The organism is Wolbachia endosymbiont of Chrysomya megacephala (genome assembly GCF_008245065.1).
In the GTDB taxonomy this organism is placed as follows: Bacteria; Pseudomonadota; Alphaproteobacteria; order Rickettsiales; family Anaplasmataceae; genus Wolbachia.
Genome location: NZ_CP021120.1, coordinates 1,068,411 through 1,090,299, shown reverse-complemented (window position 1 = coordinate 1,090,299; position 21,889 = coordinate 1,068,411). Strand labels below are relative to the sequence as shown.

10 protein-coding genes and 7 pseudogenes are annotated in these 21,889 nt (G+C 33.3%); 7 read left to right on the top strand and 10 right to left on the bottom strand.

Translation table 11 applies throughout. From position 1 onward, the window contains the following. Nucleotides 1-4: 4 nt before the first annotated feature. Complete coding sequence (locus CAI20_RS05215) at nt 5-2,119, top strand: hypothetical protein (RefSeq protein WP_246111580.1); 2,115 nt, start codon at nt 5-7, stop codon at nt 2,117-2,119. On the opposite strand, the pseudogene CAI20_RS05210 reads toward CAI20_RS05215, so the two are convergent. Continuing rightward, nucleotides 2,113-2,923 (bottom strand): annotated as a pseudogene (locus CAI20_RS05210) (IS982 family transposase). The gene CAI20_RS05215 and the pseudogene CAI20_RS05210 overlap by 7 nt on opposite strands. Nucleotides 2,924-3,020: 97 nt before the next feature. On the opposite strand from CAI20_RS05210, the pseudogene CAI20_RS05205 reads away from it, so the two are divergent. After that, nucleotides 3,021-3,194 (top strand): annotated as a pseudogene (locus CAI20_RS05205) (transposase); the annotation flags it as partial. A gap of 652 nt (nt 3,195-3,846) precedes the next feature. Here CAI20_RS05205 and CAI20_RS05200 read toward each other — a convergent pair. Further along, nucleotides 3,847-4,554, bottom strand: coding sequence for an IS6 family transposase (locus CAI20_RS05200; RefSeq protein WP_149168876.1), 708 nt, complete (start codon nt 4,552-4,554; stop codon nt 3,847-3,849). 67 nt (nt 4,555-4,621) lie between these two features. Continuing rightward, on the bottom strand, nt 4,622-6,106 hold the full coding sequence (locus tag CAI20_RS05195; protein ID WP_246111579.1) for a hypothetical protein: 1,485 nt from the start codon (nt 6,104-6,106) through the stop codon (nt 4,622-4,624). Between the two features lie 74 nt (nt 6,107-6,180). Between CAI20_RS05195 and CAI20_RS05190 the strand changes: the two are divergent. Then, nucleotides 6,181-6,873, top strand: a pseudogene (locus CAI20_RS05190) (IS6 family transposase). A 58-nt stretch (nt 6,874-6,931) separates the two neighbouring features. Here CAI20_RS05190 and CAI20_RS05185 read toward each other — a convergent pair. The 4 genes and pseudogenes from CAI20_RS05185 to secA form a co-directional block, all read right to left on the bottom strand. Continuing rightward, nucleotides 6,932-7,471: pseudogene (locus CAI20_RS05185) on the bottom strand (phage terminase large subunit family protein); the annotation flags it as partial. A 130-nt stretch (nt 7,472-7,601) separates the two neighbouring features. Further along, nucleotides 7,602-8,020: pseudogene (tnpA, locus tag CAI20_RS05180) on the bottom strand (IS200/IS605 family transposase). Nucleotides 8,021-8,035: 15 nt separating this feature from the next. Further along, nucleotides 8,036-8,344 carry an IS4/Tn5 family transposase DNA-binding protein gene (locus CAI20_RS05175; protein WP_038227401.1) on the bottom strand — a complete coding sequence of 103 codons (309 nt, stop codon included), beginning with the start codon at nt 8,342-8,344 and terminating at the stop codon, nt 8,036-8,038. A gap of 220 nt (nt 8,345-8,564) precedes the next feature. Further along, on the bottom strand, nt 8,565-11,216 hold the full coding sequence (gene secA, locus CAI20_RS05170; RefSeq protein ID WP_012481813.1) for a preprotein translocase subunit SecA: 2,652 nt from the start codon (nt 11,214-11,216) through the stop codon (nt 8,565-8,567). Nucleotides 11,217-11,441: 225 nt separating this feature from the next. Between secA and CAI20_RS06570 the strand changes: the two genes are divergently transcribed. After that, nucleotides 11,442-11,588, top strand: a complete 147-nt coding sequence (locus CAI20_RS06570) for a hypothetical protein (protein WP_007302910.1) — start codon at nt 11,442-11,444, stop codon at nt 11,586-11,588. 73 nt (nt 11,589-11,661) lie between these two features. Here CAI20_RS06570 and CAI20_RS05165 read toward each other — a convergent pair. Together CAI20_RS05165 and CAI20_RS06695 are read right to left on the bottom strand one after the other, a co-directional pair. After that, nucleotides 11,662-12,354: pseudogene (locus CAI20_RS05165) on the bottom strand (IS6 family transposase). Nucleotides 12,355-12,455: 101 nt separating this feature from the next. After that, nucleotides 12,456-16,808 carry a DEAD/DEAH box helicase family protein gene (locus CAI20_RS06695; RefSeq protein WP_246111578.1) on the bottom strand — a complete coding sequence of 1,451 codons (4,353 nt, stop codon included), beginning with the start codon at nt 16,806-16,808 and terminating at the stop codon, nt 12,456-12,458. Nucleotides 16,809-17,083: 275 nt separating this feature from the next. Here CAI20_RS06695 and CAI20_RS06800 point away from each other — a divergent pair, with 275 nt between their 5' ends. From CAI20_RS06800 to CAI20_RS05145, 3 genes are all read left to right on the top strand, one after another. Further along, nucleotides 17,084-17,218, top strand: a complete 135-nt coding sequence (locus CAI20_RS06800; protein WP_007302921.1) for a hypothetical protein — start codon at nt 17,084-17,086, stop codon at nt 17,216-17,218. After that, a complete protein-coding gene (locus CAI20_RS05150) occupies nt 17,205-17,795 on the top strand; it encodes a hypothetical protein (protein WP_007302922.1) in 591 nt (196 codons plus the stop codon). The genes CAI20_RS06800 and CAI20_RS05150 overlap by 14 nt, the downstream gene beginning before the upstream one ends. 746 nt (nt 17,796-18,541) lie before the next feature. Next, the gene (locus CAI20_RS05145) at nt 18,542-20,776 is read left to right on the top strand and encodes a coiled-coil domain-containing protein (RefSeq protein WP_149168904.1); all 2,235 of its coding nucleotides are present in this window, start codon (nt 18,542-18,544) and stop codon (nt 20,774-20,776) included. Nucleotides 20,777-20,968: 192 nt separating this feature from the next. Here CAI20_RS05145 and CAI20_RS05140 read toward each other — a convergent pair. Continuing rightward, nucleotides 20,969-21,826: pseudogene (locus CAI20_RS05140) on the bottom strand (IS256 family transposase); the annotation flags it as partial. Nucleotides 21,827-21,889 lie beyond the last annotated feature (63 nt).

The window sequence follows — 21,889 nt, the reverse complement described above, 5'->3', positions numbered from 1 at the left end:
GAATGTGTATTTAAATACAAATATTGGCACTATTGTGTACAACAGATATGGTTATTCTGGATTTCAAATTAATTCAGTAGAAAGAGTGCTTGGTAGAAAAGCTAAGGCAGATCATATATTTAGTGCATGTGAAACTAAATTCTTGGATGGTAATGGTGGTAAGGAAGATCAACTTGATTATTTGGAAATAAAAGATAATAACTGTGTCTATGATATACAAGTAATAGTTAGAAATTACACTGAAGTAAATAATCTAGCACTCAAAGGTAACTTTAACTATATTGTACCATTTCAAAAAGGTAGTGCATCTGTTAAATTACTTGCTAATTTCGAAAATAACCATAGGTTTATATTCGACTACTTGCTTGCTGATATTCAGAGTATTGATATTAAAGATCACAATAGTATAAAGTTCGATTTTTCCTCAAAAGTTGCAAATAGTAACTTTAGTATATCTATCTCATATAACATAATGAACAATATAATCTATCAATTAAAAGACAGTGCTGAAATAAAAGTAGGTAAGGAAAGAAACTTGTATGCAATACAGAATACTAATAAAACTATTGATGAAATTATAGAAAGTTACCCAGCTATAGCAAATAAACTCAATATGACTATCGCTGTTCAAGATGGTGATGAATCTATACTTGTTGGCTATGGGAAGTGTGAGGTAATTTACAATAATCCAATCTATAACAGTCACTTAATTGGAAATGGTGGTAAAAACATATACGTAATTACTATAGCCTCAGGTGAGCAAAGATATGAACATAATATTTTTTCTATGCCACAAATAAACATCTACAATCCTGATCAAGCAAGTTCTATAGATACGTTAGATTTACGTAACGTGATAAAAATAATACAAGATGATTTGAAAATACATATTAATCTGCCAAGAATTTTTCAAGATGGAAATGATTTGCTAGTTAGGTTAGAAGCAGAAATGGGACAAAGTTTTTTATTAGAAGTGCTAACAGTAAGATTAAAAGACGGTTTGGATTGGTATGAAAATCTTCATATTATCTCAGATAGTGCGCCTATGAAAATAAGTTCTGAATTAGAATTAAAGCCACTACCTTTGATCTTTGAAAAGGATAAAGAAATTATTGTGGTAACGGGTCAAGATGTGGAGAAAGATGCTGAGCTTATCACGCCTAGAAAAGGAGGAAACAATACGTTTGTTCGTAGTAATGGTCATGATCTAATAATAACTAATGCTTTTGATTCGACTATTACTAAAGATGATTTTTGCAGTATTACACTTAGTAAATTCTATAAAACACCTAAGATGAAAACGTTATCAATAAAATTTACTGATAAAGAGATAGTGTTAAAAGATTATGAGAAAGAAATAAGTACAGCAAGAGAAGTTAATGTTGTGAAAAAAGAATATAAGGATCAAGTGTACGATGATGTGTTTACAGAAGTCATGTTATCTGATCAACCTCATAGACATAGGCAGCACATTAGAAATCGTAGAATGGTGAGTAGCAGTGCAAAACCATCTTCGTGGATAAATCATTTATTTGGTTGGGTAAAAAGCTCTGTGAGTGGGTTATTAGATTCGAGAGCTGCTCTACCTGAAACTTCAGCAAATTATTCTAATACATCTGGTACTAGCCAATTTAGTAGTGAAGTTTGTATCAGTAACAATTTTGGTTTAGGATTCTTCTTATTACAAAGTTTCCTAGATAAAAAATATCCTCTGCCTAAGTTTTGTTCTGCTACTCATGAAGAAGTGCTGGCTGATACACTTAATATAATGGAAGAATTTAAAAAGACACTTAAAAAAACAGCTAAACAATCTGGTGTATCAGTGAAAGGTTTTGACTTTTTTAAAGTGTATTCAGATATAGCAGGTCATGTAAGGAACGAAAGATATTCTAAAATACCAAGTACATTATATTCAGCCGCAGAAGAAGCCTATCCGGAAAATGAGAAGTTTTTGAGTATTTTAAAAGGCAATATTGAAAAGATGTTTGATAAGCAGCAGATAGTTAATGGTGGATATCAACCTAATGACATTGCTGATAATAAACCTAGAAGCTATTTTAATAACACAACAGTGGACAAACAGCTACAAACCCCAGTTATGGATTATCCGAGTCAATAAAGCTTAGAAATAGAGGACTTTTTCGACTGCATGGAATACGAAACTAATGTTGAAAAAGTATGTACCAAAAAATTTATGGGGGATCTGTGCCGAAGCTCAAATTTATTTTTCAAACAACCAAAAACTGTCTCAATAATCAATTTTTCTCAATAGAATCTTCTCTTTTAAAGAAATCAGTGCGTTTTTCATGCCTTTTTTTCACTTGAGTGACGAGTTTTAGACCTCTATCGAAGAGTTTCTCAAAGAGGTCCTTCTTCTTTATCTCTGAACAAAAGTCCTGTCAATTTTTTAGTCAAATTCGGTGTAGGTTTTCTGTCGTCAACGCTGCCTTTAGTTAGCGTAATAACTTGAACTTCGACTATTTCATTGATTACCAGATGCAATTTAAAACCGAACATAGGTAGTCTTTCCTATATTTGCCAACTCTTTGAAAACTTTATTTTTTGCGATCCTTTTTGTGTGGCAAACAGCGATTGCAGTTGTATCAATATAGAGTGATTTTTGCTTGCTCGCAGAACCACTGCAAAAGCATTGCCAAATACCATAAAACCCTGAGTTTAGAGCAACAAATCTATGATACGAAGGGAGTTTTGAAAACTCAGAACTGTACAATAATTTAAGATAACTCAAGTAAAAAAAACTTGAAATTTTTGCACAGCGATTGTGGTAAAGTAAGATTATAGTAAGTATTTCTGGCACGGTAATTTCAGGTATTCTTTTTGTTTTTTTGCCACTTGATAGAAGCTTTTCTGAAAGTTTTTCATCAGGAATGTGACAAAAATCTTCTATGAAACAGTAAAATATCTTTCTTCATGGATAACCTCTTAATTTTTGCTAAAATACCTGAGTTTACCCTATTCCTCTCTTTATTAATTCTACTTTCTAATCCATAACTGGGGTTAATAAGATTACTGAACTTGCTAAAGGAGTTGGTGCAGAAATTTTATATCTACCTCCTTATTTTCCAGATTTTAACAAAATTGAGCATAATTGGTTTGCTATAGAAAATAGAATTAGGAAAAACATTCCTCTATTCACATCTTTTCGTCATGCTGTCGATTCTTACTTCTTATGATTTTTTTTGGACTATTATGGGAAGGGCTATATTTTAACAGTTTTAAAGCTGAAATAAAGAATATAGGTGTAACCACCGAAAAAGACTTTTTCTTATCAAAAAAACACCGTAAAACCCCATCCTTCAGGGCGGGGATATAAGGCGGAAGCGGGTGTTGACACCGAATATGCACAAAAGCATAATAGATTTAGCGGCAGGGCATGCCGTGTTGTGCCTGTGGAGGGGATAGTGCATTTAGCCTCCCGATGAAGCAGGAACCCACCGAGATGATTCAGACTTCGGTCTGAACGTGGTAGGAATCCTTACCCTTTAGGGCGGGGAGGATGTCAACACACGAAGGCACCTCCCCTTCCTTTTTAATAAAAAATATCTATATACCTATTATAATATACGCAAATGTATATTATGCAAAATATAAGCAAGGTTATGCGCTGCTTAAACTTCTCTGATTAGTGACACTCAACTATAAGAGTAGCTTGCATAGCAAAGAAGATACTAAGTATCTTCTTTTTTATAGTTTCATTAGATTTAGATCTGATGACAACTCAGATAAATCGTTCAGCCCTTCCTGGAGCTGAGACGTAATAGAATTGGTTCTGTCGCATCTATAAATTGTAGTACAAGAAGATTGTAAAAACTGGAATTATGAGAGTTATAGAGCCATTAACATAGCAAAATTTTCAAAAGTAGAACCATTATCATTAGCTTTAATAATTTGTCTTTTTTGAATCATACGAATATTTTCTATGCCTGTGATGGTAATCTTTGCAGAATGGAAGCTTTTAAACCCAAGCATTGGTTTTATTAATTTTTTGATAAATCTATGATCTTGTTCAACAATATTATTTAGATATCTTACTTGAAAAACCGTGATTCTATAAGGTTCAGGAATTTCCGTATTCAAGTCATCAAGAGCAGCAATATTACTGCCGCTTTTATCAATTACTACTTTCTCAGGAAGATTATTCCTTCTAAAGGCTTTACGAAAGAATGCAAGTGCTGCAGACTTGTCTCTACGAGTACACAGCAGAAAGTCTACAGTATTGCCGAGACTATCTAGTGCTCTGTATAGATAAACCCATTTACCGTTTAATTTTATGTAGGTCTCGTCCATTCTCCAGCTACTGCCAACCTGCTTCTTCCTTTTCCTCAACTCTTCATCTATCAGTGGCACAAATCTGATAATCCACCTTTGTAGCGTAGCATGATCAATTTTCGCTCCTCTTATACTCATCATTTCTTCCAAATCTCGATAGCTCAAAGAAAATCGACACTTCATGTATACTGATAACATTATTATCTCTGCTGAAAAGCTAAATCCTTTGAAATAGGGCAATAATTTTGGACTAATACGCAACATCTTTGCTTTTTTAAAGATGATTATATTACTTCTTTTCTATTTTCCTACAAATGAAACTGACTTCGCTCTATAGATGCGACAGAACCCTCACAGCTTCTTGAGCAAATCCAGTCAGATCTAAGGTATCAATTCCATCTTCTCCGTACAAGGACCCTTCTATCAGATCTCCCTGTAAAACAAAGATATCATTCTTATTTCCCCCATAATATTCTTTAGACCCATCATTCACTACAAATACGTTCGGACTATCCTTAAATCCCCTGGCATAATCTTCACCTTCTCCTAAATTAATTAGATTATATCCTTCTATCTTGTTATTAGATAAACCAATCGCATTTTCGCATAAATATGACCCATAATTTGGAGCAGGTTCGTCATTTCCCTGCGAGAAACAAAACAATTTTCCACCACTTGGATTATTCGGCCTTGCTCTACTCCATTTTATATCGGTTCCTTTTCCATCAAGCAGTACTTTACTGTCTAAGTCTATCTTAAACTTAACTTTGCATTCTTCAGTGTAAAGTGTAACATTAATTCTTCTCATGCATAATTCTCCAAATCCAGCGCCATCACACTGAAGCACTTGGTATGGCACCTGACGACAAGAACTAACAACTGATTGACCAGTAGGGAATACATAACTTTGAATATCATTATGCTGCTTCAAATACTCAAATCCTTGCTTAACTAATTGGTTGTAAAGTTGTTTTTCTTCTATTAATTCTTCTATATATTGTTCAGGTTGCATACCTATAAATGCACGCAATCCTTCAATAAATTTTTCTCTTCCACTTAAGTGAATCAATTGATCAATCTTATCAACTCTCTTTACTGCCATGTAAACATCAGTACCAATAAATACTACATCTCCAATTTCTGCTCCAATTAGTCCAGTAACACTTGATATTCCTTCTAATATTTCAAAACCTTCAGCAACTTCGATGCCAATCTCTGCAGTATTAACACCTAGGTAAATACTATCTCCTACTACGCCAACTAATTCTTCTTCCGTACCGTTTCTAAATGCTTCTACCTGATTTACCAGATCATAAACAACAAAGGTAGAAGTACCACGAGCAAGAAAAGAAGATGCTACTCTTAAAGATTTACCGAGTAATGCTTTTCCTTCTGAGAGTAAATTTAATCCTTTACGAGATGCAACTTCAGCAACTTTAGCAAATCCTTGACCACCGGCAATAAAGCCAACATTAATCGCTACACCCTGATAATCTCTGTTTAAAAAATCAGCTAAAATATTTTTAGCCATCATTCCATGCATAGTTATGCTAGAGATTTTTTTTACTCTATTTAAATGATTCATGACCTTCTGATTACTGGTAAGCCTATTGACCAAATTGCTAAACCTACCCTTAACTTGCACTTTATCTGCTAGCTCAATTAGCTGAGAACGTTTTTCTTCTGGTATATCTTTTATATAGTCAATAAACTTTTTACTATCTATTTTAATTTTACTAAAATCTCTTTTCTCATCTTTTTCTGTATTGAATTCATCTACGTCTTCCCAAGACAGTTCACATTGGTTCTGTCGCATCTATAAATCCTGGTATGTAACATTTGTAGGAAAGTAGAAAAGAAGTGATATGATCATCTAAAAAAAAAGCAAAGATGTTTCGTATTAGTTCAAAATTATTGCCATATTTCAAAGGATTTAGCTTTTCAGCAGAGATAATAATGTTATCTGTATATATGAAATGTAGATTCTCTTTGAGCTATCGAGATTTGGAAGAAATGCTGAGTATAAGGGGAGCAAAAATTGATCATGCTACGTTACAAAGGTGGGTTATCACCACTGATAGATGAAGCGGTAAGGAAAAGGAAGAAGCAGGTTGGCAGTAGCTGGAGAATGGACGAGACCTACGTTAAATTAAACGGCAAATGGGTTTATCTATACAGAGCACTATTGGTAATACTGTAGACTTTCTGTTGTGTGCTCGTAGAGACAAGTCTGCGGCACTTGCGTTCTTTCGTAAAGCCTTTAGAGAGAATAACCTTCCTGAGAAAGTAGTAATTGATAAAAGCGGCAGTAATACTGCTGCTCTTGATGATTTGAATACAGAAATTTCTGAAGATTGTAGAATCATGGTTTTTCAAATAAAATATCTAAATAATATTGTCGAACAAGATCATAGATTTATCAAAAAACGAATAAAGCCAATGCTTGGTTTTAAGAGCTTCCACTCCGCAAAGATTACCATTACCGGCATAGAAAATATTCGTATGATTCAAAAAAGACAAATTATCGGGGCTAATGATAATGTTTCTACTTTTGAGAATTTTGCTATGCTAATTGCTCTATAACTCCCATAATCCCAGTTTAACGATCTTCTTGTACCACAATTTATAGATGCGACAGAACCCCTCCCGAATCTCCTGGATAGGCATCTATCTCATCAAGAAAGAGGTATTTTACTGGCATAGATCGGAGGCCTACACTGCTGTTTGCTCCAGTTATTACTACTATTCCACCTGGAAATTCCTTACTTTGCACAGTATTGCCTGAATCTCTTGACCTTGGGTCTTTTACTTTACTTTTTAAACATGGTGTACTCTCTATTAACGGCGCAAATCTTCCTTTTGACCAACGCTTTCCCATTTCAACTGTTGGCTGTACTACCAGCATTGGACCTGGTGTCTGATCTATGATATAGCCTATCCAATTGTTACCAGCTTCTGTTCCTCCAATCTGCGCTCCTTTCATGAATACTATTTTTTCAGTTGGTGAAGAAGGAGATAGTGAATCCATAATTTCTTTTAAATAAGGAGTTCTTTCCGTTCTCCATTTTCCTGGCTCTGATGCTGCAGTTGGTGCTAGAACTCGATACTCATTCGCCCACTCTGATACTTTAAGCTCTGGATCTGGTTTTAAACCTTCAGAAAATGATGTGGCGTATATCATATTGCTAGCTCTTCACCATCATTAGATGATACTTCAACATCACTTAAATTAGGACTACTTGTTTTCTCACTTTCGAGTTCATTCAACCACTATGGATTAAAATCCAAAGATTGAGAGAGAGCATAGAATGCTAACTTTCGACTTGAAAGTCACCAAATTTATCTTCTTTTTTAGAGTGATTTTCAATATAATTTTTTATCATTTCGTCAGTTACATTTCCGCTAGTCCTGACAAACTAGCCTACTGCCCACAACCCAATATCTCTTTTTTAGCTCTGGAAAGTTTTGCTGGATTTTTCTGGAACTTTTTCCTTTTATTAACTGCACTAACTTACTAATACTTAAGTATGGGGGTACAGAAACGTATACGTGTACATGACTTGACGCAACTCTACCTCTGATAATTTCTACTTGATTATTTGCACATACTTCTTGTACAACTTCTTTAGCTTTCTGTCCAATATCTCCAACTAGTACTGGATATCGATATTTTGTTATCCACACTATGTGATATATATACAGAGTGACTGCTTTTTCTATAATATTCCACATTCTTTCAGATTTTTCACCTTAAAATTATATTCTTAAAAGGATGGACTTCAAGTCCAGGGTTTTTCTCCCAAATTTGGGACAATAAATTATCCTTATCCTTAAGCTTTTCATTGCTAAATAATCTGTATGCACCCTTAGCTTCTTTCCATCCACTACAGCTTTGATTAATTGATCCAGACACCTTACCCTCTATACAATAGCCTGTTTTAATAAGTCTCTTATTAAGTCTTGTATCTCCTAAATTAACGTGTTTTAACTCTCTTTCCAGCCATTTATCCCCTAAGCCATCAGTATATTGCACATTTGTACTTACTTCACTCATTTTAATCCCAAATTTATTTGGTATCCATTTTACTCACTTTTTTATTTGTGGGTAAAAGTGAGATTTGAATCCGATTGAGAAGTTCTGATCAAGCACGCCATAAGAAAGTCTCTACAAACCTTTTGGCCCAATATTAATTCGGCTATTGATTTTGTCTTTCAGAGTGCTCGAGCAGATCTGACTTCGGTTAGCTATAGCAGCTATAATGTGCTTGCAACAACTAATTCACTACGGCAACTGCACCGTGACAGTGTTTGTATTTTTTTCCAGAGTTACAAGGGCACTTGTCATTTCTTGAAACTTTTGGAAGTCTGCTATTTTTAGTAGAGCGTGACCTATTGCCTATTTCTTGATTGTCTAGCAACTTAAAGTGCGCTAGGCGGTGAATGGTAAGCTCCCTCCACTTTTCAAGCATCGACTCAAACATTAAGAAAGCTTCGCGTTTAAATTCATTCAGTGGGTCTTTTTGCCCCATGGCACGCAAATTTATGCTTTGTCTTAGGCTCTCTAAGACCGAAAGGTGCTCCCTCCATAAATGATCAAGTGTCATGATCATCACTTGTTTCACTATCGTATTCCACAAATCTGTAGTTTGTTGACTATTGAAATATTTTTCTTTCTCAGTAAAAAATTCTTGTATTTTGTCATTTATATAATCCAAGGCTTCTTGTTTATTCAAAAACTCTGCTAGATTAAGCGTTATCCCGTATCTTATGTGGAATTCTTTTGCAATATCTTCAACATAATCTTCGTAATAACCACTTTGTACTATACCTTCTATTATATCCTCATTTACTTCACTATATACTTCAACTAAATCATTGATTTCATTGTTTAAAATATGATTTCTCTGCTTAAAAATAACCTTACGTTGATTGTTAATTACATCATCAAACTTTAGCAAAGACTTCCGCACATCATAATTTCTAACTTCAACTTTCTTCTGTGCTTTCTCAAGTGCTTTATTAATCCATGGGTGATGAATAGCTTCATTGTTCTTTAGTCCCACTTTTTGTAAAAAATTCCTCATTCTATCAGAGCCAAATATTCTCATTAAATCATCTTCAAGTGATAGAAAGAACTTAGAAAGTCCAGGGTCACCCTGACGACCAGAACGGCCACGCAGTTGATCATCTATTCTCCTGCTTTCATGCCTTTCGGTTCCGATAACACATAAGCCACCAGCTTTTATAGCAATTTCCTTATCTTTTTTTACTCTTTCGACTATTTCTTGATATTTTTTTTCTCTTTCATCAGCATTTTTTATTTTCTCGAGCTCTATTTTTGCAATCATTTCAACATTTCCACCAAGCTGAATATCAGTTCCACGTCCTGCCATGTTTGTTGCTATAGTAATGCTGCCTGGTATTCCAGCTTGCGCTATTATGTACGCTTCTTGTTCATGATAACGAGCATTTAGTACTGAATGCTTAAGAGAATAGCTTTGCAAAAGCGCAGAAAGTTTTTCAGAGTTTTCAATACTTACCGTACCAACAAGGATTGGTTGTAGGCGTTTGTGGCATTCTTCTATGAACTTCAATACAGCACTAAATTTTTCTTTTTCTGTGCCATAAATTTCATCGTCAACATCTATTCTTTTAACAGACACATTAGTTGGAATTTTTACTACATTTAATCTATATATATCATGAAACTCCTCTGCCTCTGTTACTGCTGTTCCTGTCATACCAGAAAGTTTGTTGTACATACGAAAGTAGTTCTGAAATGTGACTGATGCTAAAGTTTGACTTTCATGCTGAATTTCAAGATTCTCCTTTGCCTCCAATGCCTGGTGAAGACCATCAGAATATCTCCTACCTTCCATCATGCGCCCAGTAAACTCATCAATAATTACCACCTTACCGTTTTTCACTATATAATCTTTATCAGCAGTAAACAGCTTATGTGCACGAAGTGCTTGATCTATATAATGAGTCAGTATAATATTGCTAGTATCATAGAGCGAGGAATTTTCAGGAATGATGTTATACGATTTTAGTAATTCCTCCACTCGTGAAATGCCATTTTCAGTGAGGAACACTGCTCTACTCTTTTCATCGACTTCATAGTCAGAATCAACTAATTTGATTACTATTTTATTGATATGCTTATATATCTGATTATTTTCCTCAAGTGGGCCAGAAATAATGAGCGGAGTACGCGCTTCATCAATCAGTATAGAGTCTACTTCGTCTACTATCGCGTAATTGAAGCCTCTCTGAACCATATCTTCTTGAGAAAATTTCATATTATCTCGTAGATAATCAAAGGCAAGTTCATTATTTGTTGAGTATACGATATCTGCGCTATAAGCCTTTTTTCTCTCGTCGTCTGTCAAATTATTTGTAATAAATGCAACAGAAACTCCAAGAGAATTATATAATTTACTCATCCACTCTGTATCTCGTTTTGCAAGATAGTCGTTAACAGTTACGATGTGCACACCTTTTCCTTCTAAAGAATTTAGATATGCAGCTAAAGTTGCGACGAGTGTCTTTCCTTCTCCTGTTTTCATTTCTGATATCATGCCATTATGGAGAACCATGCCACCAATTAGCTGAACGTCGAAATGCCTCATGTTAAGGAATCTTCGTGATGCTTCTCGTACAACCGCAAATGCAGGTACGAGAAGGTCATTTAGTGTTTTTCCATTTTTCAGTTCTTGTTTTAATTCCGCAGTTTTACTAGCAAGATCCTCATCAGATAAGCTCTGCATTTCTTGCTCTAGCGCATTAATCTGCTGAGCAATTTTTCTGAAGGATTTTATTATCTTCTTGTTCGTTGATCCAAATATCCTTTTTATAAAAAAAAGTGACAACGTAAAGATGAAGAATATAAGAATAGTTGTTAAAACTAACGTAGAGTCTGGCATAAACTTAGGTAAAGTTTTATTTAATATGAGATTATATTACTAAACGTAACCTGCGGCAATTAGATTCAGAAAATCTTTATTTACAAACTAAGGAAAAGATTCTTGCAGATGAAATGTAAAAGAGTCTATTTATTTTATTAAATATTATAATTAATAATTAAACTTTCTTGATAAATTATTAAAATAGTCTTAAGCTACATGTATAAAACGGTTAGTGGAGTTACAATGTTAAGCAATATTATAAAAGTAAAATTAGAGAAAAATAGTTGTCCTTTTGAAGAATTAGAAGAATTTTTTGCTTCATTAAAATTTGGTACAAAAGGGTTTAAAGATTCTTCATTCAACCACTATGGATTAAAATCCAAAGATTGAGAGAGAGCATAGAAGGTTCTGTCGCATCTATAAATTGTGGTACAAGAAGATCGTTAAACTGGGATTATGGGAGTTATAGAGCAATTAGCATAGCAAAATTCTCAAAAGTAGAAACATTATCATTAGCCCCGATAATTTGTCTTTTTTGAATCATACGAATATTTTCTATGCCGGTAATGGTAATCTTTGCGGAGTGGAAGCTCTTAAAACCAAGCATTGGCTTTATTCGTTTTTTGATAAATCTATGATCTTGTTCGACAATATTATTTAGATATTTTATTTGAAAAACCATGATTCTACAATCTTCAGAAATTTCTGTATTCAAATCATCAAGAGCAGCAGTATTACTGCCGCTTTTATCAATTACTACTTTCTCAGGAAGGTTATTCTCTCTAAAGGCTTTACGAAAGAACGCAAGTGCCGCAGACTTGTCTCTACGAGCACACAACAGAAAGTCTACAGTATTACCAATAGTGCTCTGTATAGATAAACCCATTTGCCGTTTAATTTAACGTAGGTCTCGTCCATTCTCCAGCTACTGCCAACCTGCTTCTTCCTTTTCCTTACCGCTTCATCTATCAGTGGTGATAACCCACCTTTGTAACGTAGCATGATCAATTTTTGCTCCCCTTATACTCAGCATTTCTTCCAAATCTCGATAGCTCAAAGAGAATCTACATTTCATATATACAGATAACATTATTATCTCTGCTGAAAAGCTAAATCCTTTGAAATATGGCAATAATTTTGAACTAATACGAAACATCTTTGCTTTTTTTTTAGATGATCATATCACTTCTTTTCTACTTTCCTACAAATGTTACATACCAGGATTTATAGATGCGACAGAACCCTTTTTCTTACCTCCTATAAACCTCTCGAAGTGTCTTTCAATTTTGCTATAGGATTAATAAACTCAGTGCTTGGTGAAATAATTTCTTCAGTAGTAAAAGGCTTAACGTTTTTCTCAAGATCATTTTTAACTTCATTTGCTTTATCAACAACACTATTGATAATTTTTTTATCTTCTTCTGAGCTTTGCTTATTTTTTGCTGCACGAGAAGAGTCACCAAGCAGTGGAGAGATAACATAATCTGCAGCTTCTTTTGCCAATTTTATATTTTCTCTTTGTGACAAAACCTTTAGCTCATTTAAGTCATTTTTACAAACACTTTTAGCTCTACCTTTTTGCCACTTTAAGTATAGATTTCTCCTACTTTGTAACTTCTCGTCCTCTATAACGTCAAATCTACTATTAACCCTATAATCCAATAACTTAGCAGGAATAATATCACCTTTGTACTCTTCTACTCTATAATAATGATTATTATACATTCCAATTCTTTCAATTATACTCTGCAAATAAGATTGCACCTGTTCTATGTCTCCTAAGTCATCTTTTGTGAATTGAAAAGATTTGTCTTTTAAATTTTTCCTGAATTTTTTCAAATTCTCCACTTTATTTTGATTGTTTTCTCCTGGATAAATCTGATCAAGTAACTTGAGTAAATAATCGCCTTTCATCAATGGTGATATTATTTTATCAAACAATTTAAGATGCACTGGATGTTTCAAACATGCATTAATATGCTCTAAGTAATTATTGAAGCTTTTAGTGTCAACTTCGTCCTGTGTTTTTTCTTTCTGTTGATAAACTTCATTAAATTTCTGATTTAACAAATTAATCTCTTCAACATTTTTAACGCTATATTCTGCTATAATATGAGCATAAGTATCCACATTAGGATCACTTTTTAATCCATTAACTTTCTTTAAAAAACCATTATAAGTACTCCTTGTTTCCAAGTAATACTCGAAACGGATCAAAAGATACTTAGCTGTGATAAGAGCCTTATATAGTATTTTAATTATTTTTACGCCCAAAGTATCACTTCTTTTGTATGGAAAGAACAGTAGTGCATGTTCATCTAAATTTGGAGTGGCATCTTCTTCATTATCCCTTAACTCTTTTTCATAATTATTAAGCTTTCTTCGTGCATGTTTTAATACACCAATAAATTCCTTCTTACTTTTATTGAAGTCATGCTCATTGGTATTGTAAACCTCTATAAATGAATTTAAGGTAATTTGAATACTGTGATCAGCCAGATCGTCAATTCTTTTCAGGCTTTTTATTTCCTGGTTAATATAATCTATTATCTCTGTTGCAAGTTTACTTCCATAAGCTTGTTGATCTGACAGCTTTGCTACTGATTCATTATAGGCATCAATATAATCTCCTTTTTTGAGTAGGTTTATGTCAAAGCTCAATTCACCACTCGAATAGCAAAAGAATGTAGAGTGCCTATTAGAATTTAGGCATCTAAGTCTACCTGGAGCTTGAATAAGTTGTGCAGGCTTGTTCAAGTCAGTAGATATTGGGTCTACTAGCATTCCAACATGTTGTAAATTGATATCATTGTATCCCTGTACCTTGGTAGGATTTACATCATTACCAACTAATCCCATGCGGCACAAAGCATGATAATAATTTTCTTCTTCTAATAGATTTTGATATAAATCTCCTAGCTCAGCTTCTGATAAATAGTCAATTGCTAACTGAGCCAACTGTTCCTGGTTTAAGTCTTTTAAAATTCCTTTTTTATTATAACTGATAGACCAATTATCCTTCTGAGTTCTTGCTTTCTTGAGTTCCTTAGCATGGTATGTATCTAGCTTCATTAGATCTTCATATATGCTTTGATTATCACTCGACAACAATTTCTTTCTTACAAGCTCTAATTCTTCTAATGGTTGGCCACTTATATAGTCTGAAAGCTTACTCTTAAGATCTTCTACAGATAAATTGCCTGAGCGATTTAAATTTTCTAATTTTACTTTGTGCTTATTTTCGTAACAAAAATCTTGTAGTGCTCCTAATGGATATGCTTTTTCATCACAAGAATACGAAGAACTAGAATAGTCTGAATAAGTTAGCTTACTACCATTTTTTAATATCATTTTAAGCGCTTTCCCAAGATCTTCAAGTAGTTTTTTCTCATTTCCTCCTAGAGGTGTAGATCTTGCGAGCTCATCTTGTTCTTTATCACTCAACCCTCTTAAAGAATTCATAAACTTTCTTCTTTCAGCAGATGCTTCTTTTCCCAGTTCACATAAGTCATCTATTTTACTTTCTTCTACTCCATAATATTCAAGATAATCTCTCACTACAGAGTAATTGCCTCTACTTAGCAAAGCTACCAGCTTTTCAGGAATTTGTTCTAATTCTTTAGATGACATCAAGAGGTGAAGTTTTTTATCTTGGTTCCAATTTCTTATTAACCTTATAAACAAATCAGAGCCTTTATTTTCCTTTAGAACATTAATTACAGATTGCATTTGCTGAACAAGCTCTTTCTTTAATTTATCGCTTTGAACACCTTGATCTTTAACATATATTTCTAAATCATGAGTATTATCTAACGCCGCTTTAACTTCTCCAGCTAAGCCTTTCAAATCTGCACACCTCTTTTCATCAAGCTCGTGTCTGTTTAGACCAGTTAAGCATGAAAGTGTATTCTCAATTATTCCATGCATTACGCGAAATACAGAATAATCTGCAATGCCACTGAAATCATAATATTCTTTCACAATTTTTTCTGCTTTTTCTTTTGTAATATTGAACTGCTTAGCAACTTGCTCTGTTATGAGAGCAAACTTTTTTGACTGGGTTACTAACTTATAGCCCGGTTTAGGTTCGAACATTCGCTCTAAGAAATCATAAATCTTCGATTTACTAAACTTTGGTAAGGTTTCGTTTCTACCATATTGCAATATTTCTTTCAGGTTATCTATCTGCTTATTTGACTCAGCTAAAATCAACGCTGGTTCACCAATTACGCTTTGAACATTTCTATACAGATAATTCTCTACTTCTTCTTTTAACTCACCTTCTGTTAAAATTTTATCGCTATATTTATCTTTTTCTTCCTTCTTGAAATCTACATACTCTTCAACGCCATTAGAGTATTCCTTTGCTAGATTTTTACTTTTTACTTTTGTATGAACTTGTAGATTTAAATCTCCATACACACCTGACTTCATTTTATCTGTCAAAGAAAGAGTTTTAAGTAAACCATCATTTTCTCTAATATATTTATGAGTGCTTATTGAAGGCGTTGCACTTAAAAACAGTGTAGGCACAAGTGCAGATAAGATTCCCATACGGTGTTTATACAACTCCTGCTCTGCCACTCGGTGCTCTTCATCAAAGGATAGAGATATAGATTTTTCAATATTTAGCCCAAATTCTTGATCATCAATTGTAACTTTACCATCTTGAATTTTATATTCCTTATCTCCAAATTGAATTTTATCTGCAAGAATCAAAAAATCTTTGCCATCTACGTTTATTTTTCCATTTCTTATTTCAAATCTTTTGTCTCCAATATTAAGAGCGTTTATAATATCAGGAAGCTGTCCAAGACCTATTACCTCTAAAAATTGATTCCAATTTTTCATCAAGCTTTCGCTGCTCAATATAGAGCACCCTTTATCACCGCTTATCTCTTTCAACTCAATATCTTCAATATCGGAGTCAGATAATACTTTTTTCCAATCATCACGTTTCTGTGTTACAAGATCTTCATTAGGTGCTAGGGATATATAAGGTACACCGATTAGCCTAGCAGGCAAATATTCAACAAGTAATTCTATGAATGTTTTTCCAGTTCCTGTTGCAAGTGCAAACTCTTTAGTTGGACTCTTACCTTCTTTTAAGTGTTCTATTGTTTCTTTGATGTAAGATAAATGTTGTGGAAATATTACAATTTTACCAGGCCCACCTACTGTTGCACTTTTTTCTTTACCTTTGATTGTTACACTATAATGGTGATTACCTTTCTTATCTCTGCTGATTGTCAACTCATGCTGTGTGCACAAAGTAAGTAGATCCTCGGCAGTGTAATCTTTCGTATCTTTAATATCTACCGAAGAAGGATCACTTTCATCAAATTTAACACTGTATGTACCTTCTTCCTTCTTCGTTAAAGTTACACTAATTTCTCTTTCACCTATTGTTACTTTATCATTTATTGCATCTTTATTGCTACTCAACAAACTTTCTATTTTTTCTTTAATGCCCTTCGCAATTTGAGAAGTTTTGCTATTTAATTCAATTGACAGCAAGACTCCCAAGTAAGTCTTTTCTAGCCCTTCTATATTTCTCTGTTTTGAATCGTTATCAAACTTTGTGAATATTTGCGCAGATGAATGTACCATGTTTTTACCTTTAAAATACAGTGTTAATATTCTAAAATGAATTATAAAATAGTCATAAATTTTCTATTATTTTCAAATAAATCAGTATTAACTCTTTAATGTACGTTAGTAAAAATCCAAATGATATAACCATTAACAGCAACAAAAACCAAATATCGTGAAAACTGTTTTTCTTTGAATTTGCAGGTCTAATTTATTAATTAATTTAAAATATTACATACTATATTTATTTATATTACTATTAAAATAATAAATTAACTATAGAGAGGTATATAATGAAAAGTATATTTAATAAAGCTAATGCACCTTATCTTGTGAGCGGTGCTTTGGCTACTTCGGCTTTATTGGCATCAGGAGTGTTTGCTATAGCCCCTTACATTGGGTTTTTAGCTCCAGTTGAGCTTTTATAGTCTTGGCCTTCCACTTATTGTTGTTGCTGCTGTGTTTTCTTTTGTAACTATTGCATTTTCATGTGCTGCAATTAGTAAAAACAACACTATTGCTGAGAAAAAAGATCAACTTAATCAACAAAGTAATGAGATTGCTAGCCTAAAAAAGCAACTTGATGAGAAAGAAATTGACGTACGAAATTACAAAAACTCAGAAGAAGGTAATTCTGCTTCTAGGTTAGCAAAAGCAGCAGTAGCAGGAACAATGGCAACAGGAGGAATAGTAGGAGTGATGTTAGGAGGAATAACAGGAGGGATTTTAGGAGCAATAGTAGGACAATCAATATTAGGAGTATATGTTGACAATTCTAAAGAAGGAGAAGCACGGAGAAAAGCGACTGTTGATAATGCTGTACATGTTTGGGATGTATCGCAATCGGCGTTTGGCGTTGTTAAAAGTAGTGTGAAATATACTTGTGGTAGCATTATTGAGTGTTCAAAAAGTAGCATTAACAGTGTAGGAACCGTCTTGAAAAGTGTTTGTAATGTCATTCCTCATTCCACAGCGAATTTAAATTTCTCTTCAATGATTGACTGATAAAAATTAACTCTATTAGGGGAGAATGGCTGAAATTATTTTTTCCTTTGATGTTAAATCTCAAAAAAAAACTGGCGTAAGTTTAGGCGGTGTTGTGTCTGAGCTTACGCACATGCTATATAATATTCTAAATCATATTATCCTTTTGGAATGCATGTAGGCTCCAGGTTATAACAAATGATCTCACCATTCCAAACAAATTATATTAACTTAATATTATTTATCATTAAAAACTCAAATAATATGATCACTTCCGGCAACCAAAACCAAGGACGGTGAGAAGTGTTTTTCTTGGAATCAATTGGTCTACCGCTAGATCCGTGCGAACTTTTCTTTATATCAATTTATTATATAGTAAAAGCAGCTATATTAGCCTACTTCAGCCATATTTACATGCGAACCAATTTACTTGGCTTTGTTGCAAAAATTTCAAGCTTCTATTTTCATAACGCAGCTTTTGCTTAAATTGTTCTCACAAATATACGATCTTTTTATGTTTTTTGGAGAAAGTAAATAATTCAATTCCTTATAACACTAATTAGTATGGTCTTTTCATTAAATTTATCCTTTCAAAAAGACTATGCTTTATTCACCTGCTTTAATGGTATTATAATATTTTACACCTAAACCTACTCTATAAAAATTCACAATACGAATTAGTAAATAGATTATATTCAAATTGATTGTATTTATGATATATAGCGCATACAATATATTACTTGTTTATTTTAGTAGGGGGTATAGGTATGTTTAGTTTTAAGCAGGTAGTACAATATAATTTATTTGGTAGTAACGACCTTGAAGGCAATTCATCTTGTGAATTTGAAGATTTTCCTGAAGAGGTATTTGAGATTAGCAATGAAGAAAATCAAACAATAGATAGTTTAGAAAGCAAAATAGAAAATCTACAACAAGAAAATTTTGATCTTAAAAAAAATGTAGAGTTACAAAAACACTATAAGAAAAGAGTAGAAGAGTATTACGAAGAAGTAAGTGAACTTACCAGAAAAATGCAAACCCTAGAAGGGAAAATTAAAAAGCTTGAAGTTAAATTACAAAAAAAGACGAGAAGTTTAACTGAAAATGATCAAGACATCGAACAGCTAAAACAGAAAGTAGAAATGTTATTATTAGAAACTCAGAACAAAAGTGATGTAATTAAGAACTTAAATAACCAATTAAAAAAGGCAAAGAATGAAATTCAGTTAACAGACAAAATAAATGAAGAGTTACAGCAAAAACTGGATTTGACTGAAGCTGAGTTAAACAGAGTAAGAAAAGAAAGTACAGTGCTGATAAACAGTATAGAGGATTTGAAAGGTGACTATGAAAATCAGATATTAGAAAAAGAGAAGGAACTTAATGATGTAAGAGATCAATTTTGTATTTATTTATTAGAGTATAAAGAACTATTTGCAGAATTCAATAGACTGCAGAAGGAAAACGAAAGTTTAAAACAGAAAAATTTCTATATTAGTAATGAAGTGTCTCTTACAGATGAAATAAACAAAGAAAACGTAAGAGAAGAAATAGCAAAGCTTCAGTTTGTACCTGAAGTGAAAATTAAACATATTATTGATAATAATGACCAAGAATCAACCTTACCAGATAGAGAAGCAGAAAATTATCGAACAAGTGAAGATAAAAACCTTGAAAATAATGATTTCGAGATTGGATTATGGAATGAAGCTGACGATGAAAGTAGCGATGACCAGAAATCAACCTGGCTATATGGAAAAACAGAAAATTGTCGAACAAGTGAAGATGAAAACCTTGAAAATAATGATTTCCCAATTGAAGTATGGAACGAAACGGATAGTGAAAGTGACAATGTTAGCCCTTGCCCTGATTATGATGAAAGTTTTGGTAGGCGTTACAGTCAACTATTCTATGATGAAGCCATAATTCATAAAGAAAAAGATACTTTTGTTTTAATTCGTCAAAAAGATTCTTTTTCTTTAGCGAAAGTAAAACCGAATACAAGAGAAGAAGAAAAGTATGAAAGTATTTGGCAAAAAATAAATAAGATCCATGATTATCTGGACACTTTAGGTTACTCTGGTAGCGAAGAAGATTATGAGGAGTGCGAAAAAGAACTTGATAAAGTTATAAACGAAGCACTGAAACAAGGAATAATGTTCACTTTTCCATATAAATCTGATATGTCCTTGATAGATCGTATAGCTGACACATTCCCAAAGCTATATTTATCTGCTGACACTACTCGAATTTATGAGTTTTTACACAAGAAAAAAATATTTCAGATAATATCAGAAGGTGCATCTTTAAACAGATTTAGCGATGAAGAGCATGGAGATGTAGTAAACGTAATTTGTTCAGATAAAGATACCTTAGGTCAGCGAAAAGCAAACCTTTCAAAGCTGAAGGAGTTAGCACTTGAAAGTATTATAAGTAAAAATGAGCAAATTGATAAACATGACTTTGAACTAGAAATAGATAATGGATATTTTTGTATAGATTACCCACAAAATAGTACTATTGAAGTTGCAAAGATATTCAATAATCAAAAAGCTAAAGATTTAAATCTAAACATTGGTGTACTTCAAGTTGGAAAAAGTATAATTAGAGTTGAAAATATAGGAGGAAGTAGAAATTACACAGACGTATCAGGAGATAGCATTAGAATGTCTTTTACTACCGAAGTAGGAGAAATCAGTATTCATCTATGTCCTAGTGAGAAAGATAGTAATAAAATAGAGGTGAGGCTTGTCGATGAAGTAAGATTTAACAAGTTAGAGAATAAATCAAGTTTAGGGCAGAGTTGTCTGTTAGGGGGAAAAAGTGTTTTGACAGCTATAGAAAATGGATATTTCGAAAGAAATAGTAGTGTTTTTAAAGAGTCAGGTAAGACTATTAAACAGTCAGAGTGTACAATGGAAAATCCATCTAGCTTTCTAGAGGGGGTGAATAAAAATCAATTACTCAGAGTAAATGCAAGAGCTTATGGTCGGGGATTATGATAGTTGCTGTACATTGTAGATATAAAAATAAGGGGGATGAAGATGCGTTTTAATTTAGAGCCGGGAGGTGCTTTTTGTAATGGTAAAAATAAGCTTGTAACTGTTAAAATAAATGATGAAGAAAAGATTAATTTATCTGTAATAGTTTAGACTTAATCGGGAATGTTCAAAAAAGTGTGTCAAGCCGCATTTTTAGTTCAACTCAATTTTCAATCTGTTGGGAAAGAAGATGTCAAGTTGAGACATAGTTAAAGCCCAATTAGGGAGAGCCATAATCCACTTTTGCTCCACTTTTTTTATAGCACAATATACCAACTTATACAAGGCATTTGTACTAGTAAATGAGCCCTTGGTTTTAATGAATTTCCTGATTCGTCTATGCAACCCCTCAATTGGATTGGTGGTATAAATTAGCCTTCTAACAGGGCCAGAATACTTAAAATAACCAGACAAATTTTCCCAATTGTTTTGCCACGATTTTATGACCAAAGGATATTTTCACCCCATTTTTCTTCCAGCTCAAGCAAATAATTTTCAGCGATTTCTTTACTTGAAGCACGATATATTTTTTTCAAATCATTCATGAAAATTTTCACATCTTTGCTGGATACATATTTCAATGAATTTCTTATCTGATGCACTATACATATTTGTACTTCTGCTTTGGGAAATACACTATTTATAGCCGCAGGAAAACTTTTTAGACCATCAACACATGCAATCAGAATATCCTCTACCCCTCTCTCTTTTAGGTCATTTAACACTCCTAACCAGAACTTCACTTTCGGCTAAATAAAAGCCTAGTACTTCTTTTCTGCCATTTTGATCTATGCCTAATATATTATACATGCATTTACTTACACAATGCCCGTCCTCCTTGACTTTGAAAAACATGCCATCCATGAATACTATTGGATATACAGATTGCAGTGGACGACTGCGCCATTCATTGATTAACGGCAGTAATTTGTCGGTAATACTTGATATCTCTGCTGCCGATATTTTGTGGTCATACATCTCCTCTACATGCGATGCTATGTCCCTATACCCTTACTATTACCCACAAATGTAAATGGACTTATAAATAAAGGATTAGAATATTAAAGTTTGTGA

What these genes read in the sequence shown, in the direction of transcription:
- CAI20_RS06695 (WP_246111578.1), bottom strand. Translation starts at nt 16,808, where the DNA reads ATGGTACATTCATCTGCGCAAATATTCACAAAGTTTGATAACGATTCA.
- CAI20_RS05200 (WP_149168876.1), bottom strand. Translation starts at nt 4,554, where the DNA reads ATGTTGCGTATTAGTCCAAAATTATTGCCCTATTTCAAAGGATTTAGC.
- CAI20_RS05175 (WP_038227401.1), bottom strand. Translation starts at nt 8,344, where the DNA reads ATGAGTGAAGTAAGTACAAATGTGCAATATACTGATGGCTTAGGGGAT.
- CAI20_RS05145 (WP_149168904.1), top strand. Translation starts at nt 18,542, where the DNA reads ATGTTTAGTTTTAAGCAGGTAGTACAATATAATTTATTTGGTAGTAAC.
- secA (WP_012481813.1), bottom strand. Translation starts at nt 11,216, where the DNA reads ATGCCAGACTCTACGTTAGTTTTAACAACTATTCTTATATTCTTCATC.
- CAI20_RS06800 (WP_007302921.1), top strand. Translation starts at nt 17,084, where the DNA reads ATGAAAAGTATATTTAATAAAGCTAATGCACCTTATCTTGTGAGCGGT.
- CAI20_RS06570 (WP_007302910.1), top strand. Translation starts at nt 11,442, where the DNA reads ATGTTAAGCAATATTATAAAAGTAAAATTAGAGAAAAATAGTTGTCCT.
- CAI20_RS05195 (WP_246111579.1), bottom strand. Translation starts at nt 6,106, where the DNA reads ATGCGACAGAACCAATGTGAACTGTCTTGGGAAGACGTAGATGAATTC.